A 15473-nucleotide genomic window follows, 5' to 3' on the forward strand; every position below is an offset into this window, starting at 1 on the left:
GTGGCCAACCCGGACGAGAACATCGCCGACGTCTGGGCACAGACCCTGAGCATCCTCGAGGCGAGCCCGGACATCACCCCGCGGCAGATCGCGTTCATCCGGCTGGCCAAGCCGCTCGCGATCCTGGACGACACCGTCTTCATCGCGGTTCCCCACGAGCAGACCCGCACGTACCTCGAGACGCGCGTCCGGGACGAGCTGGTGACCGCGATGTCGTCCTGCCTCGGGCGCGACGTCCGGTTCGGCATCACCGTCGACCCGGAGCTCAGCTCCGACCCCGTCCTCGCGCCCGCGTCGCGGCCGGCGGTGGAGCGCCCCTACATCGAGCCCGACGACGTGCTCCTCCCTGACCTGCCGGCACCTCCCCCGCCGCGTCCCCAGGCCGAGCCGAGCCGGCTGAACCCCAAGTACGTCTTCGAGACGTTCGTCATCGGCTCCTCCAACCGGTTCGCGCACGCCGCCGCGGTCGCGGTGGCCGAGGCACCCGCCAAGGCCTACAACCCGCTGTTCATCTACGGGGACTCCGGGCTCGGCAAGACGCACCTGCTGCACGCGATCGGGCACTACGCCCACAACCTGTACCCCAACGTGCGCGTGCGCTACGTGAACTCGGAGGAGTTCACGAACGACTTCATCAACTCCATCGGTGAGGGCAAGGCCGGGGCGTTCCAACGGCGCTACCGCGACGTCGACGTGCTCCTCATCGACGACATCCAGTTCCTGCAGGGCAAGGAGCAGACGATGGAGGAGTTCTTCCACACCTTCAACGCGCTGCACAACGCCAACAAGCAGGTCGTCATCACGTCCGACCTGCCCCCCAAGCAGCTCAACGGGTTCGAGGACCGCCTGCGCTCCCGGTTCGAGTGGGGCCTCATCACGGACGTCCAGCCGCCGGACCTCGAGACGCGCATCGCGATCCTCCGCAAGAAGGCGTCGAGCGAACGCCTCGCCGCTCCGGACGACGTGCTGTCCTACATCGGGTCGCGCATCTCGACGAACATCCGGGAGCTCGAGGGCGCGCTGATCCGTGTCACCGCGTTCGCGAACCTCAACCGCCAGCAGGTCGACCTCCCGCTCGCGGAGATCGTGCTGAAGGACCTCATCACCGACGAGGACAGCGCGGAGATCACCCCCGCCGCGATCATCGCGCAGACGGCCGCGTACTTCGGCCTGACGATCGACGACCTCTGCGGCAGCTCGCGATCGCGCGTCCTCGTCACCGCTCGCCAGATCGCGATGTACCTGTGCCGCGAGCTCACCGACCTGTCGCTCCCGAAGATCGGGCAGCAGTTCGGCGGCCGCGACCACACGACGGTCATGCACGCGAACCGCAAGATCACCGAGCAGATGGCCGAGCGCCGCTCCACGTACAACCAGGTCACGGAGCTCACGAGCCGGATCAAGCAGCAGCACCGCGGCTGAGGCGGCGCGGCCGTGCCCGGACGGTGCTGCTCCTCGACTCGACGACGTGCTCACCGCGGCTCTCTCCCCTCACCGTGCGGCTCGGTCCCGGACGAGGCGGGTCGCTCCCGCCGCCCCTGCGCACCGGGGCTCCCTGAGCCCACGGCGGGTCCGCCGTACGGCGGGCGACCGCACATCCCCGCCGCTCTGCCTCGCACCCGGGCACGACGCAGCCCTCGGCACGCGTCGCGGCCGGCGTCGCGGCCGGGCGTCGCGGCCGGGCGTCGCGGCCGGGCTCTCTCGCGTCGCACCGCACGCCCCCGGTGGCCCTCCGTGTCACGCGCCCCCAGTGGCCTTCCTCGACCTGCGTCGAGCTCGGACGATCCACATCGATCGCGTTCCAGGCCTCTGCCCGGATTCCTGCTATCCCCGCGGAGCGGGTCCGAGATCACCGAGATCCCTCGGCGACCATCCGATCTTCTTCCGGCTGTCGAGCCTCGTCGCGACGAGACGCCGTCCGACGACCCCGGACGGACCGGACGCACCCCTCCCCGAGCGGCATGTCATCGGCCTTGTCCACCGCCGCCGGACGGTGTCGCCAGCTCGTCACGGACCCCGAAGACCCTTCCTCACCGGTCTCGCGTGCTGTCCACAGAGTTGCCCACTGCGGTGCCATATTCTGTGGATATCGGCTCCAAGCGACCACGCGACTCCCCAACCACGGTCGTGAACGACACTCGTACACAGCATGTGGGTGGAGTTGTCCACAGTCATCCACAGGACTCCTGTGGGTATTCACATCCGCGGAATGCGGACGACGACGGTGGACCACAGGGTCGCGTGCGTCGCGACAAATCCTGACAACATCATGGTTTTCCCCCCGAAACCTGTGGACGAAGACCTTCGTACACACCCTGTGGACGGCTCACCCGGACCGGGTCTGTGCACAGTTCTGTGGACAGCTGTGGACGAAGGCCCTCTCGGTGTGGACGGGGCGCCCTCGATCGGTGGACGACGTGTGGGGGCAGATCGGCCGCCCACAGGCGCCGCGACTTTCCCACACTGGGCTCACCGGTTCGTCCACACGCATTTGTGCCCTCTGACCTGGGCGGACACCGGTTTTCCACGAGATCCACAACCCCTATGACGACGACGAAAGTGTTCTCAGAGGGGAAATTCCACACGCCTTCATCAGGCCCCGGCGGCCGACGGTGCGACCTGTGCTCCACGAGCCCGCTCCCGATCCTGGCCGAGCCGTGGTGAGCGCGCGACGTCGGCGGAGACCGCCGTCGGGCCTCCGTCCCCAGGCCCGCCGTTCCAGTTCCTCCCACCCGCCTCCTCGCGTAGGGTTCATGCACGACACGTGTGCGCGGACCTGCGACCCGGCACCTCGTGTCCACAGAGGCAGACCTGCCCGGTGGACGAGCGAGGACGAGCGGCCCCGACGGCGAGCCCGGCGTCGCGGCGAAGCAGGACGGCACATGTGAAGATCGGGTCCGACCGAGACGTGGGGACGAGAGGGTGTGGGATGAAGTTCCGGGTTGAGCGTGATGTCCTGGCCGACGCGGTGACCTGGACGGCGCGAACCCTGCCGACCCGCCCGCCCGCGCCCGTCCTCGCCGGGGTCCGGCTCGAGGCCGACGCGTCGGGGACCATCGGGCTGTCGAGCTTCGACTACGAGGTCTCGGCCCGTTCGGAGATCCCCGCCGAGGTCAGCGAGCCCGGCACGGTCCTCGTCTCCGGCCGGCTGCTCGCCGAGATCTCCCGGGCGCTGCCCGCGAAGCCCGTGGACGTCGTCCTGGAGGGCAACAAGGTCACGGTGACGTGCGGCGCGAGCCGGTTCACGCTCCTCACCATGCCGGTGGACGAGTACCCGGCGCTGCCCGCGATGCCCGAGCTCTCCGGCACCGTCTCGGGCGACGAGCTGACGAACGCCGTCGCGCAGGTCACGGTGGCGGCGAGCCGCGACGACACGCTCCCCCTCCTCACGGGCGTGCGCGTCGAGATCGAGGGCGAGAAGATCACGCTCCTCGCGACGGACCGGTACCGCCTCGCCCTGCGCGAGCTCACCTGGACGCCCGTGACCCCGAGCTACTCCGCCGTCGCCCTCGTGCGCGCGCGCACCCTCAACGACGTGGCGAAGTCCCTCGGTGGCTCGGGCCTCGTCAACATCGGGCTCAACACGGGCGCCGGCGTGGACCTCATCGGCTTCGAGGCCGGGGGCCGTCATACGACGTCGCAGCTCGTCGACGGCGACTACCCCGCAGTGCGTCGGCTCTTCCCGGACGAGACGCCCATCCACGCCGTCGTCCCCACCGCCCCGCTCATCGACGCCGCCAAGCGCGTGTCCCTGGTCGCCGAGCGCAACACGCCGATCCGCCTGTCGTTCACGGACGGCCAGGTCGTCCTGGACGCCGGACAGGGCGACGACGCGCAGGCGTCCGAGGCGCTGGAGGCGGTGCTCGTCGGCGAGGACATCTCGGTGGCGTTCAACCCGCAGTTCCTGCTCGACGGCCTGGGCGCGCTCGGCACCGACTTCGTGCGCCTGAGCTTCACGCACCCGAACAAGCCGGTCGAGTTCACGGGTCAGGACTCCCTGGACGGCGAGGACTCGTCCCACTACCGCTACCTGCTGGTGCCGATCCGCTTCGCCGGCTGATCCCGACGGAGCCGGACGGCTCGCACCGCACCACCGCACCCCGGAGGACTCGTATGGTCACGCGCATCGGCCTCGTCGGCCTCGGCAAGATGGGCAACAACATGCGGGCGCGCGTCCGCGCCGCCGGTATCGAGGTCGTCGGCTACGACCCTCGTCCCGAGGTGTCGGACGTCGCGACGCTCGCCGACCTCGTCGCGGCCCTGCCCGACGACGGCCCGCGCATCGTGTGGGTCATGGTTCCGGCGGGCGACGCGACCCGCGGCGTGGTCACCGAGCTCGGCGGTCTGCTCGGCGAGGGCGACTTCGTCATCGAGGGTGGGAACTCCTACTACGCCGAGGACCAGGCGCGGGCCGCGGAGCTGGCCGAGAAGGGCGTCGGCTACCTCGACGTCGGCGTCTCGGGCGGCGTCTGGGGCCTCGAGAACGGCTACGGGCTCATGGTCGGCGGGGACCGGACGTACGTCGAGGCGGCCATGCCGGTCTTCGACGCGCTGCGTCCCGACGGCCCGCGCGAGGAGGGCTTCGTCCACGCGGGCGAGGTCGGCGCCGGGCACTTCGCGAAGATGGTCCACAACGGCATCGAGTACGGGCTCATGCAGGCGTACGCCGAGGGCTACGAGCTCCTCGCCGCGAAGAGCGAGCTCGTCAAGGACGTGCACGGCACGATGAAGGCGTGGACCCGTGGCACGGTCGTGCGCTCGTGGCTCCTCGACCTCTTCGTCAAGGCGCTCGAGGAGGACCCGCAGCTCGCCGCGATCGACGACTGGGTCGACGACTCCGGCGAGGGCCGCTGGACGGTCGACGAGGCGATCGACAACGCCGTCCCGCTGCCGGTGATCTCCGCCGCCCTCTTCGCGCGCTTCGCCTCGCGCCAGGAGCAGTCGCCCGCGCTCAAGGCCGTCGCCGCGCTGCGCCAGCAGTTCGGCGGGCACGCCGTCAAGGCGGCCGGGCCCGCCTCCCCGGGAGCCGGGCCGCTCGAACCCCCGGCCTGACCGCTCCCCGCCGACCTCCTCGACCCTCGCCGCACCGATGTACGTCTCGCACCTCTCCCTGGTCGACTTCCGCTCGTACGAGTCCGTCGACGTCGAGCTCGTCCCGGGCGTGAACGCGCTCGTCGGGCAGAACGGGCAGGGCAAGACGAACCTCGTCGAGGCGATCGGGTACGTCGCGACGCTCGCGAGCCACCGCGTCGCGGGCGACGCCGCGCTCGTCCGTGCCGGTGCCACGCGCGCCGTCGTGCGGACGCGCGTCGTGCGGGGCGACCGGGCGAGCACCGTGGAGCTCGAGATCGCGTCGGGGCGGGCCAACCGGGCGCGGATCAACCGGTCCCCGGCCCAGCGGCCGCGCGACGTGCTCGGCATCGTCCGGACGGTGCTCTTCGCGCCGGAGGACCTCGCGCTCGTCAAGGGCGACCCGGACGGGCGGCGTCGCTTCCTCGACCAGCTCGCGGTGCTCCTGGTGCCGCGCGTGGCGGCGCTCCTCGCGGACTACGACCGGGTGCTGCGCCAGCGCGGCGCGCTGCTGAAGTCGGCGACGGCGCTGCGCGGCCGCGGCCGGCGGAGGCCGTCCGCCGTCGAGCCGCCGCCCGAGGACGACGCACCCGAGACCGCGGCCTCGCCGCTCGCGACGCTCGAGGTGTGGGACGCGCGCCTCGCGAGCCTCGGCGCGGAGATCACGGCGCTGCGCCTGCAGCTCGTGGCCGCGCTCACGCCCTACGTCGCGGAGGCGTACGAGCAGGTCAGCGCGGGGCAGGGCGAGGCGCGCATCGCGTACCGCTCGTCCGTGGACGAGGCGCTCGACGCGGACGACGGTCCCGTGAGGCCGCCCGCGGCGGGTGACGCCGCGGACCCGGGCGACGCACCGGCGTCGGGCATCCCCGACGTGGCGGCCCTCGAGAGGCGCATGCTGGAGGCCATGGAGGCCGTGCGCGCGAAGGAGGTCGACCGCGGGGTGAACCTCGTCGGTCCCCACCGCGACGACCTCGTCCTCACCCTGGGCGGCCTCCCGGCGAAGGGCTACGCGAGCCACGGCGAGTCGTGGTCGTTCGCGCTCGCGCTGCGGCTGGCGTCGTACCGGCTGCTGCGCGACGGCGCCCCCGCGGGCCTCGACTCGCTCCTCTGGGCGGACCAGTGGGGGCCCGACGGCGAGCCGATCCTCGTGCTCGACGACGTGTTCGCCGAGCTCGACGTCCGGCGGCGCGAGCGGCTCGCCGAGCTCGTGGCCGACGCGGGCCAGGTGATCATCACCGCGGCCGTGCCCGACGACGTCCCGAGCCGGCTCGACGGCGCGCGGTTCGCCGTGCACGACGGGACGGTGCACCGTGTCGAGGACTGAGCCCGCGGACCGGGACGGGGCGGACCGCCAGGACGACGACGCGCGCCCCGGCCCGGCCGACGACCTCCCGGAGCGACGCACGACGGGGCTGCCCGTCGGCCACGTCGTGGAGCTGACCCCGCCGGCGGAGGTGGCGCGGCAGGCCCTGAACCGCGCCAAGGCGGCGGCGCGCGCGAAGGGGCTCCGGCCCGGGCAGGAGCCTCGCCGACGCATCCTCGCGGACCCGCCGACGTCGGGCGCGCGCCCGGGCGGTCGCGACCCGCAGCTCCTGGGCGACGTCGTCGCGCGCCTGCTGCGCGAGCGGGACTGGGTCGCGGACGTGTCGGTGGGGGGCGTCGTCGGGCGGTGGCGGGAGGTCGTGGGCGACCAGGTCGCCGACCACTGCGAGCCCGAGACGTTCGAGGACAAGGTGCTCGTCGTGCGGGCCGACTCGACGGCGTGGGCGACGCAGGTGCGGCTCCTCACGCCGCAGCTGCTCGAACGTCTCGCGCGCGAGGTGGGCGAGGGGGTCGTCGAGACGGTGACCGTCCTCGGGCCGGCGGGACCGAGCTTCCGCCGGGGGAAGAAGTCCGTCCGGGGTCCGGGTCCCCGCGACACCTGGGGCTGAGAAGGTCCGGACCGACGACGAGGCCCGCCGTGCAGGGGGCACGGCGGGCCTCGCGGTGGTGACCGGGGCGTTGGTCACCACGTCAGGGGGTCAGGCCTGGGCTCGGCGGCGCAGCCAGAGCACCAGGGCCCCGCCGCCGACGAGCAGCGCGGCGAACGCGGCCGCGCCGGCGACCGTCGCACCGGTCGTGGCGAGCGCGGGGCCGGTCGGCTCCTCGGGTCCGGCGACGTCCTCGACGGCCACGGGGGCGACGGGCGGGTTCGCGCACGCGCTCGTCGCCGGCGGGTACTCGACCACGGTCGAGTACGACGGGTTGACCTCGAACAGCACCTCGGCGCCGTCGCGGGTCCAGGCGTAGTTGCCGTCGGTCTCCGTGTACGAGCCGTCCTCGTTCCGGACGAACCCGGGCCACTGCCTCGGCTCCTCGGCCGAGGCGCCGGGCCACAGGAGGGTCCCGCTGAGCGGCTGGTCCGTCACGACGTAGTCCTCGCCGCCGTTCGGGTGCAGGAAGGTGATCGTCAGCGGGGTCTCCGAGTCGACCGTCACGCCCTCGGGCAGGCCGATCTCGTAGCCGAGGTACGGGACGTCGCCCTGGCAGACGGCGCCGATCTCGCCGGGCACGAGGGCGCACGCCTCGTCGGACGGCAGGAGGTCCTCGAGCGGGAAGAGCGCGAAGCGGCCGTCCTCGGTCACGAGGTAGCCGAGACCCTCGGTCTCGAGGGAGAAGGTCGCCTCAGCGTCCTTCGGCTCGGCGACGACGCCCTCCTCGGTGAGGGTGTACCGGACGTCCTCCGACTCGGCGGGGAGGTTCTGCTCGGTGAGCTCGGTGCCGCACACCTCGACGGCGGTCGGCACGTCCGGCGTGACGAGGACGTCGACCTCCTCCTGGACCGGCTGGGCAGGCGCACCGGGCCTCGGGGTGTCGCACGCGCCCTCGGGGAGGAGGTCGGCGAGGTCCTGGTGGTCCCACGCGACGAGCGTGCCCTCGGGGAACTCCCCGAGGTGCTTGCCGTCGGGCGAGTAGCGGATGTCCGTCGGGAGGTCGTCGAGACCGCCGGGCAGGTCCACGAGATCCTGCTGGACGGCCCAGGCGGTGCACAGCTCGGCGGTGTCGACGCCGGGCTGGATCGCGCGGGCGACCTCGCGCACGTCGTCCAGGTCGAGGGGCTGCACGACCCAGGCCTTGTCCCACGGCTTCTCGGGCGCGGCGATCTCGGCGCTCGTGACGATCTTCTGCGGACCGGAGTTCTCCCAGGCCGCGTCCTTCGTGCGGTCCAGCTTGGGGTACACGTAGACGCCGACCTGGACCGGGGCGTCGGGCGTCTCGCAGGCCCGGGTCGAGCCGGACTGCTCGTAGTCGTACTGGCGGCCGTCGGACGCGTCGACGGAGACGGTCCAGGTGTGGTCCTGCGTGGGGTCGAGGTCGTACGACCGTGTGAGCTGGCGCTCGAAGGTCGTGGACTCGACCTCCTTCCCGTCCACGGTGACGGTGAGCTCGTTGCTCTTCTTCGAGTAGGCCCAGAGCTTCACCGAGAGCGTCGTGCAGTCGGCGGTGACGTCGGGCGTGTGAGCGGAGGCGGGTGCCGCGGTGGCCACGAGCAGGCCGCCGAGCGCGAGCGCTGTCGCCGCAGCGCTCGCGAGGAGTCTCTTCACTGAGTGGGGTCCCTTCGGGGTCGAGCCGCCCGCGTGGTATCGCTGCTGCGCGGACGACGCGCGAATCAGGATGGTGTGTGGTATTAGACCACTTTCCGCGTGAAACACCGATTCCCGACTTGTCCGCTGCGGTAGCGCTCCCACCTGGAGCGCAGGGCGGTTGCTGCGGGCACTTTTCCGGCGACCGTCGACGGTCGCCCGAGCGTCGTGCACAGAGCCTGTGGACAACCGTGTGGAGAACTTCCGCCGGGACGGCGCGGATCGCGTCGCGAATGTCCTGCGAGATGTCCTCAGGACGGCCGAGATCCGCGGAATTCGGCTCGTGGCGGGTAGACTGGGGAGGTCATTCCGGGTCTTGTCACCACCCGCCCGCGCAACCCGTCCGCGGCGCCTCCACCGGCCGTCCGCGGCCGGTCGGACGCTCCTCGCACGGAGCCGGCGCAGGCGGCGGTGCGGGCCCGGAACCTTTGAGCAGCGGCGGCCGGTCCGGCACGGACACGGCGGTCGCGCGCACGACGACGAGGAGCAGTCCTGCCCGTGGCAGAGCACACCGACACCGCCATCCCCGACCCGACGGCGTCCGCGGAGGCGGCACCCTCGGCGGGCGGCGGCTACGACGCGAGCAACATCACCGTCCTCGAGGGCCTCGAGGCGGTCCGCAAGCGTCCGGGCATGTACATCGGCTCCACCGGTGAGCGCGGTCTCCACCACCTTGTGTACGAGATTGTGGATAACTCTGTGGACGAGGCCCTCGCCGGGCACGCGGACACGATCGACGTGACGCTCCTGGCCGACGGCGGCGTGCGCGTCGTCGACAACGGCCGTGGCATCCCCGTGGCGATCCACCCGACCGAGGGCAAGCCGACGCTCGAGGTCGTCATGACGATCCTCCACGCCGGGGGCAAGTTCGGCGGCGGCGGGTACGCCGTCTCCGGCGGTCTGCACGGCGTGGGCATGTCGGTCGTCAACGCGCTCTCGACGCGCATGGTGTCCGAGGTCCGGCGCGACGGGTACGCGTGGCGGCAGGAGTTCACCGAGGGCGGGAAGCCGGTCGCGCCGGTCGAGCGGCTCGAGCCGTCGCAGGAGACGGGCACGACGCAGACCTTCTGGGCCGACCCGGAGATCTTCGAGACGACCGACTACGACTTCGAGACCCTGCGGGCGCGCTTCCAGCAGATGGCGTTCCTCAACAAGGGGCTGCGCATCACGCTCACGGACGAGCGTCCGGCCCACCTCGACACCGGCGACGAGGTGACGGGCGGGGACGACGCGGCGGCGGACGCCGACGGCGTCTCGGAGGCCGACGGCACCGCCGCGGCCGGCTCGTCCCCCGCGCGCACCGTGACCTACAAGTACGACGGCGGCCTCGTCGACTACGTGAAGCACCTCAACACGGCGAAGAAGGTCGAGCTCGTCCACCCCGACGTCATCGACTTCGAGTCGGAGGACACGGAGAAGCGCATCTCGGTCGAGATCGCGATGCAGTGGACGAGCGCGTACTCGGAGTCCGTCCACACCTACGCGAACACGATCTCCACGACGGAGGGCGGCACGCACGAGGAGGGCTTCCGTGCGGCGATGACCTCGCTGGTCAACCGCTACGCGCGCGACAAGGGCATCCTCAAGGAGAAGGACGAGAACCTCACGGGCGACGACATCCGCGAGGGCCTGACGGCGGTCATCTCGGTGAAGCTCGGCGAGCCGCAGTTCGAGGGCCAGACGAAGACGAAGCTCGGCAACACCGAGGCGAAGACGTTCGTGCAGCGCGTCGTGCACGAGCAGCTCACCGACTGGTTCGACGCGCACCCGAACGAGGGTCGCGACGTCATCCGCAAGGCCATCCAGGCGTCGCAGGCGCGCCTCGCCGCCCGCAAGGCACGCGAGGCCACCCGCCGCAAGGGCCTGCTCGAGTCCGGCGGCATGCCGGGCAAGCTGCGCGACTGCCAGTCGAACCGCGCGGAGGAGTGCGAGATCTTCATCGTCGAGGGTGACTCGGCGGGCGGTTCGGCCGTGCGCGGGCGCAACCCCCGGACGCAGGCGATCCTGCCGATCCGCGGGAAGATCCTCAACGTCGAGCGCGCGCGCCTCGACCGGGCCCTGTCGAACCAGGAGGTCCAGTCGATCATCACGGCCTTCGGCACCGGCATCGGCGAGGACTTCGACCTCACGAAGCTCCGGTACCACAAGATCGTCCTCATGGCCGACGCCGACGTCGACGGCCAGCACATCGCGACGCTCCTGCTCACGCTGCTGTTCCGGTACATGCGTCCGCTCATCGAGAACGGGCACGTCTACCTCGCGCAGCCGCCGCTCTACCGGCTCAAGTGGTCGAACGCCCCGCACGACTACGTGTACTCCGACAAGGAGCGCGACGCTTTCCTCGCCGCCGGGCAGGCCGCCGGCAAGCGGATCCCCAAGGAGAACGGGATCCAGCGCTACAAGGGTCTGGGCGAGATGGACTACTCGGAGCTGTGGGACACGACCATGGACCCCGAGCACCGCACGCTCAACCAGGTGACCCTCGACGACGCCGCGGCGGCCGACGAGATCTTCTCCGTCCTCATGGGCGAGGACGTGGAGTCCCGCCGGAGCTTCATCCAGCGCAACGCGAAGGACGTGCGGTTCCTTGACATCTGAGCCGCTCCTCGCGGAGCCGGGGGGCGGCAGGACCGGACGCCCCGGCGCGGCCCGCCCTCCCGGGCGGGTCCGGAGGTCTTCCAGGACGACGACGCACGAAGAGACGAACGAACGAGGTAGACCGTGACCGACGAGCAGAACCCCGAGAACGAGCCCACGTCTCCCGGCGACGGGTCCGAGGAGATCGTGCACGCCGACGGGACGGCGGTCGCGGTGCACCACGGGCGCATCGAGCAGGTGGACCTGCAGCTCGAGATGCAGCGGTCGTACCTCGACTACGCGATGAGCGTCATCGTGGGTCGTGCGCTGCCGGACGTGCGCGACGGCCTCAAGCCCGTGCACCGGCGAGTGCTCTACGCGATGTACGACGGCGGCTACCGCCCCGACCGCTCGTACTCGAAGTGCTCGCGCGTCGTCGGCGACGTCATGGGCAAGTTCCACCCGCACGGCGACAGCGCGATCTACGACGCGCTCGTGCGCCTCGTGCAGGACTGGTCGCTGCGCTACCCGCTCGTCGCCGGCCAGGGGAACTTCGGCTCCCCCGGCAACGACCCGGCGGCCGCCCCGCGGTACACCGAGTGCCGCATGGCGCCGATCGCCATGGAGATGGTCCGGGACATCGACAAGGACACCGTCGACTTCCAGGACAACTACGACGGCCGCACCCAGGAGCCGTCGGTCCTGCCGGCCCGGTTCCCGAACCTGCTGGTCAACGGCTCGGCGGGCATCGCCGTCGGCATGGCGACCAACATCCCGCCGCACAACCTCCGCGAGGTCGCGGCGGGCGTGCAGTGGCACCTCGACCACCCGGACGCCTCGCGCGAGGAGCTCCTCGCGGCGCTGCTGCAGCGCATCAAGGGCCCGGACTTCCCCACGGGCGCCACGATCCTCGGCCACAAGGGCATCGAGGAGGCGTACCGCACGGGCCGCGGCTCGATCACCATGCGGGCCGTGGTCAACGTGGAGGAGATCCAGGGCCGCGTGTGCCTCGTCGTCACGGAGCTCCCCTACCAGGTGAACCCGGACAACCTCGCCGCGAAGATCGCGGACCTCGTCAAGGAGGGCCGCATCCAGGGGATCGCGGACATCCGCGACGAGACGTCGGGCCGCACGGGCCAGCGCCTCGTCGTCGTGCTCAAGCGCGACGCGGTGGCGAAGGTCGTCCTCAACAACCTGTACAAGCACACCCAGCTCCAGGACACGTTCGGCGCGAACATGCTGGCGCTCGTCGACGGCGTGCCGCGCACGCTGAGCCTCGACGCGTTCGTCCGGCACTGGACGACGCACCAGCTCGACGTCGTCGTGCGCCGCACGCGGTACCTGCTGGCGGAGGCCGAGCGCAGCATCCACATCCTGCGTGGGTACCTCAAGGCGCTCGACGCGCTCGACGAGGTCATCGCGCTGATCCGGCGCTCGCCCGACGTCGAGGAGGCCCGCACGGGCCTCATGGAGCTGCTGGGCGTCGACGAGGTCCAGGCGACCGCGATCCTCAACCTCCAGCTGCGCCGTCTGGCGGCCCTGGAGCGGCAGAAGATCCTCGACGACCACGACGCGCTCGAGCGCCAGATCCTCGACTACCAGGACATCCTGGCGAAGCCGGAGCGGCAGCGGTCGATCGTGGGCGACGAGATGGGCGAGATCGTCGCGAAGTACGGCGACGAGCGTCGGACGACGATCCTCCCGTTCGACGGCGAGGTCTCCATCGAGGACCTCATCGCCGAGGAGGAGATGGTCGTCACCATCACGCGCGGCGGGTACGTGAAGCGGACGCGCAGCGACAGCTACCGCGCCCAGAAGCGCGGCGGCAAGGGCGTGCGCGGCACGCAGCTGCGCGAGGACGACATCGTCGACCACTTCTTCGTGACGACGACGCACCACTGGCTGCTGTTCTTCACGAACCTTGGCCGCGTCTACCGCGCGAAGGCGTACGAGCTCCCCGAGGGCGGGCGCGATGCCAAGGGCCAGCACGTGGCGAACCTGCTGGCGTTCCAGCCCGGCGAGAAGATCGCGCAGGTCCTCGACCTGCGCGACTACGACGCGGCGGAGTACCTGGTGCTCGCGACGCGTCGCGGCCTGGTGAAGAAGACGCGGCTGTCGGAGTACGACTCGCCCCGGTCGGGCGGCCTCATCGCGATCAACCTGCGCGAGGACGAGACCGGTACGCCCGACGAGCTCGTCGCGGCGCTCCTCGTGGACGCCGACGACGACCTCATCCTCGTGTCGCGCAAGGGCCAGTCCATCCGCTTCCCCGCCGACGACGACACGATGCGGCCGCTGGGCCGCGCGACGTCGGGCGTCACGGGCATGAAGTTCCGCGACGGCGACGAGCTGCTCTCGGCCGACGTGGTCGAGGAGGGCTCCGACCTCTTCGTGGTCACGGAGGGCGGGTTCGCGAAGCGCACGCGGATCGACGAGTACCGCGTCCAGGGCCGTGGCGGTCTGGGCATCAAGGTCGCCAACCTGGTGGAGGCTCGTGGAGATCTCGTGGGGGCTCTGGTGACGGAGGCCGACGACGAGGTGCTGGTCATCATGGAACGCGGGAAGATCGTGCGGTCCGCGGTCGGCGAGGTGAACCTCACCGGTCGGAACACGCAGGGGGTGACGTTCGCGAAGCCCGACAAGGGCGACCGCATCATCGCGGTCGCGCGGAACGTCGAGCGTCGCCTCGGAGAGGATCGGGATACCGTGGAGGGCGAGGACGGGACCGGCACGGCCCCGGGCGTCACCGACACGAGCAGCGCACCGACCACCGACGCGACCGCCTCGTCCGACGGGGCGGGCGGGACCGACCCGGCCCCCGGAACCACCGAGGAAACCAGATGAGCAGCGAGAACAACGCACCGCCGACCATCACGCCGCGGCTGACCGTGCCGCGACCGGACACGGACGCGGCCCGCTCCGGGGGCACGTCCCCGAGCCGGCACGGCGAGGCGGACGGCACGTCGTCGAACGGCTCGTCGAAGAAGGGCTCGTCGAAGGGCGCCTCGGCACCGGCGACCCCGCGTGACGGCGCGTCGGCCGCCGTCCCGCCGCCTCCCCCGCCCCCGCCGGGCCCGTCCGCCCAGGCCGCGCCCGCGCAGGGCACGGTGGACGACGACGGCATGGAGCGCGCGTCGGGCGAGAGCCGTGTCGCGGTCGCCCGGGCCGGGGCCGTGAAGGCGGCGGCCGCGGCGATCGCGGCGGCGAAGACGGCCGCGAAGAAGGTGTCGGCGGCGGTCCCCGCCGCACCCGCAGAGACGGAGCCCGAGCGCGGGCACGACGAGATCGACGACGAGACGGTGAGGCGCGTGCCCACGACCACCTCGGCCCCCACGAGCGCGGCGGCCGCCGGCGCTCCCGCCGGGGCCTCCATGCACTACTCCGCCGCCGGCGTGACGGGCACCGCGAGCCCGCTCACGGGCGCCACGCCCGCCGTCGGGACCGCGACGGGCGCGACGCCCGCCGTCCGGCCCGACGGCGGCCCGCGCCGCGTGCGGCTCGCGGTCTCGCGCATCGACCCGTGGTCCGCGATGAAGCTCGGCTTCCTCCTCGCGGTCGCCATCGGGATCATGACCGTCGTCGCGACCGCCGTCGTCTGGTACGTGCTGGACGGCATGCAGGTCTTCTACAAGATCGAGGAGCTGTTCACGCAGATCGTCGGCACGGAGACAGACGTCGACATCCGTCAGTACGTCGCGTTCGGCCGCGTGATCTCGATCGCCACGCTGCTCGGCGTGGTGAACGTCGTCATCATCACGGCGCTCTCGACGATCATGGCGTTCCTGTACAACATCGTCGCGGCGCTCGTGGGTGGCGTGCACCTCACGCTCACCGACGACTGACCGCGCACCGGCTCCCCGACCGGGAGGCACGGGCCCTCGGTTTGGGTCTGCGGCTCCCGGTGGGGTAACCTCAATCGCTGCCTGCGAGCGGAGCAGCCCTCCTGGGGCTGTCCGGCGAGGCGCGTGCGGGCCTATAGCTCAGACGGTTAGAGCGCTTCCCTGATAAGGAAGAGGTCAGAGGTTCAAGTCCTCTTAGGCCCACTGCCAACCCACTCGAGGGGGAACACCATGAAGAAGTTTCTGCTCCTGCTCCTCGCCGCCGGCGCCGGGTACCTCGTGTGGCGCAAGTACACGGAGGACAACGCCGAGCGCGACCTCTGGGCAGAGGTCACCGACACCTTCGAGTGAGCACCTCTCGCCG

At 71.5% G+C, this 15473-nt stretch carries 10 protein-coding genes and 1 tRNA gene; 10 read left to right on the forward strand and 1 reads right to left on the reverse strand.

All coding sequences use genetic code 11. The annotated features are described in order from the left end of the window. The 5 genes from dnaA to RSE42_RS00025 all read left to right on the forward strand — a co-directional run bounded on the left by dnaA (position 1) and on the right by RSE42_RS00025 (position 7001). Positions 1-1422 carry a chromosomal replication initiator protein DnaA gene (dnaA, locus tag RSE42_RS00005; protein ID WP_043651559.1) on the forward strand — a complete coding sequence of 474 codons (1422 nt, stop codon included), beginning with the start codon at positions 1-3 and terminating at the stop codon, positions 1420-1422. 1507 nt (positions 1423-2929) lie between these two features. Next, the gene (gene dnaN / locus RSE42_RS00010) at positions 2930-4060 is read left to right on the forward strand and encodes a DNA polymerase III subunit beta (protein ID WP_034651929.1); all 1131 of its coding nucleotides are present in this window, start codon (positions 2930-2932) and stop codon (positions 4058-4060) included. Between the two features lie 53 nt (positions 4061-4113). Beyond that, a complete protein-coding gene (gene gnd, locus RSE42_RS00015) occupies positions 4114-5052 on the forward strand; it encodes a phosphogluconate dehydrogenase (NAD(+)-dependent, decarboxylating) (RefSeq protein ID WP_034651935.1) in 939 nt (312 codons plus the stop codon). 37 nt (positions 5053-5089) lie between these two features. After that, on the forward strand, positions 5090-6394 hold the full coding sequence (gene recF, locus RSE42_RS00020) for a DNA replication/repair protein RecF (protein WP_061268277.1): 1305 nt from the start codon (positions 5090-5092) through the stop codon (positions 6392-6394). Positions 6395-6500: 106 nt separating this feature from the next. Further along, the gene (locus RSE42_RS00025; protein ID WP_061268303.1) at positions 6501-7001 is read left to right on the forward strand and encodes a DUF721 domain-containing protein; all 501 of its coding nucleotides are present in this window, start codon (positions 6501-6503) and stop codon (positions 6999-7001) included. Between the two features lie 90 nt (positions 7002-7091). On the opposite strand, the gene RSE42_RS00030 is transcribed toward RSE42_RS00025, so the two are convergent. Then, complete coding sequence (locus RSE42_RS00030; RefSeq protein ID WP_114552591.1) at positions 7092-8654, reverse strand: hypothetical protein; 1563 nt, start codon at positions 8652-8654, stop codon at positions 7092-7094. A 561-nt stretch (positions 8655-9215) separates the two neighbouring features. On the opposite strand from RSE42_RS00030, the gene gyrB reads away from it, so the two are divergent. The 5 genes from gyrB (at position 9216) to RSE42_RS00055 (ending at position 15460) form a co-directional block, all read left to right on the forward strand. Beyond that, complete coding sequence (gene gyrB, locus RSE42_RS00035; RefSeq protein WP_031315400.1) at positions 9216-11291, forward strand: DNA topoisomerase (ATP-hydrolyzing) subunit B; 2076 nt, start codon at positions 9216-9218, stop codon at positions 11289-11291. 183 nt (positions 11292-11474) lie between these two features. Continuing rightward, positions 11475-14114: a DNA gyrase subunit A gene (gene gyrA, locus RSE42_RS00040; protein WP_396050517.1), complete on the forward strand. Its 2640-nt coding sequence runs from the start codon at positions 11475-11477 to the stop codon at positions 14112-14114. Further along, positions 14111-15112, forward strand: a complete 1002-nt coding sequence (locus RSE42_RS00045; RefSeq protein ID WP_415297570.1) for a DUF3566 domain-containing protein — start codon at positions 14111-14113, stop codon at positions 15110-15112. Before gyrA ends, RSE42_RS00045 begins: the two co-directional genes overlap by 4 nt. A 127-nt stretch (positions 15113-15239) precedes the next feature. Next, positions 15240-15313 (forward strand) — tRNA-Ile (locus RSE42_RS00050). 27 nt (positions 15314-15340) lie between these two features. After that, positions 15341-15460, forward strand: a complete 120-nt coding sequence (locus RSE42_RS00055; RefSeq protein ID WP_415297571.1) for a DLW-39 family protein — start codon at positions 15341-15343, stop codon at positions 15458-15460. The last annotated feature ends 13 nt before the right edge of the window (positions 15461-15473 follow it).

Origin of the sequence: Cellulosimicrobium sp. SJTW-1, from assembly GCF_047716875.1 — a bacterium.
GTDB lineage: Bacteria > Actinomycetota > Actinomycetes > Actinomycetales > Cellulomonadaceae > Cellulosimicrobium > Cellulosimicrobium funkei.

Coding starts and splice junctions, on each gene's coding strand:
- dnaN (WP_034651929.1), top strand. CDS start 2,930: ATGAAGTTCCGGGTTGAGCGTGATGTCCTGGCCGACGCGGTGACCTGG.
- gnd (WP_034651935.1), top strand. CDS start 4,114: ATGGTCACGCGCATCGGCCTCGTCGGCCTCGGCAAGATGGGCAACAAC.
- recF (WP_061268277.1), top strand. CDS start 5,090: ATGTACGTCTCGCACCTCTCCCTGGTCGACTTCCGCTCGTACGAGTCC.
- RSE42_RS00045 (WP_415297570.1), top strand. CDS start 14,111: ATGAGCAGCGAGAACAACGCACCGCCGACCATCACGCCGCGGCTGACC.
- RSE42_RS00055 (WP_415297571.1), top strand. CDS start 15,341: ATGAAGAAGTTTCTGCTCCTGCTCCTCGCCGCCGGCGCCGGGTACCTC.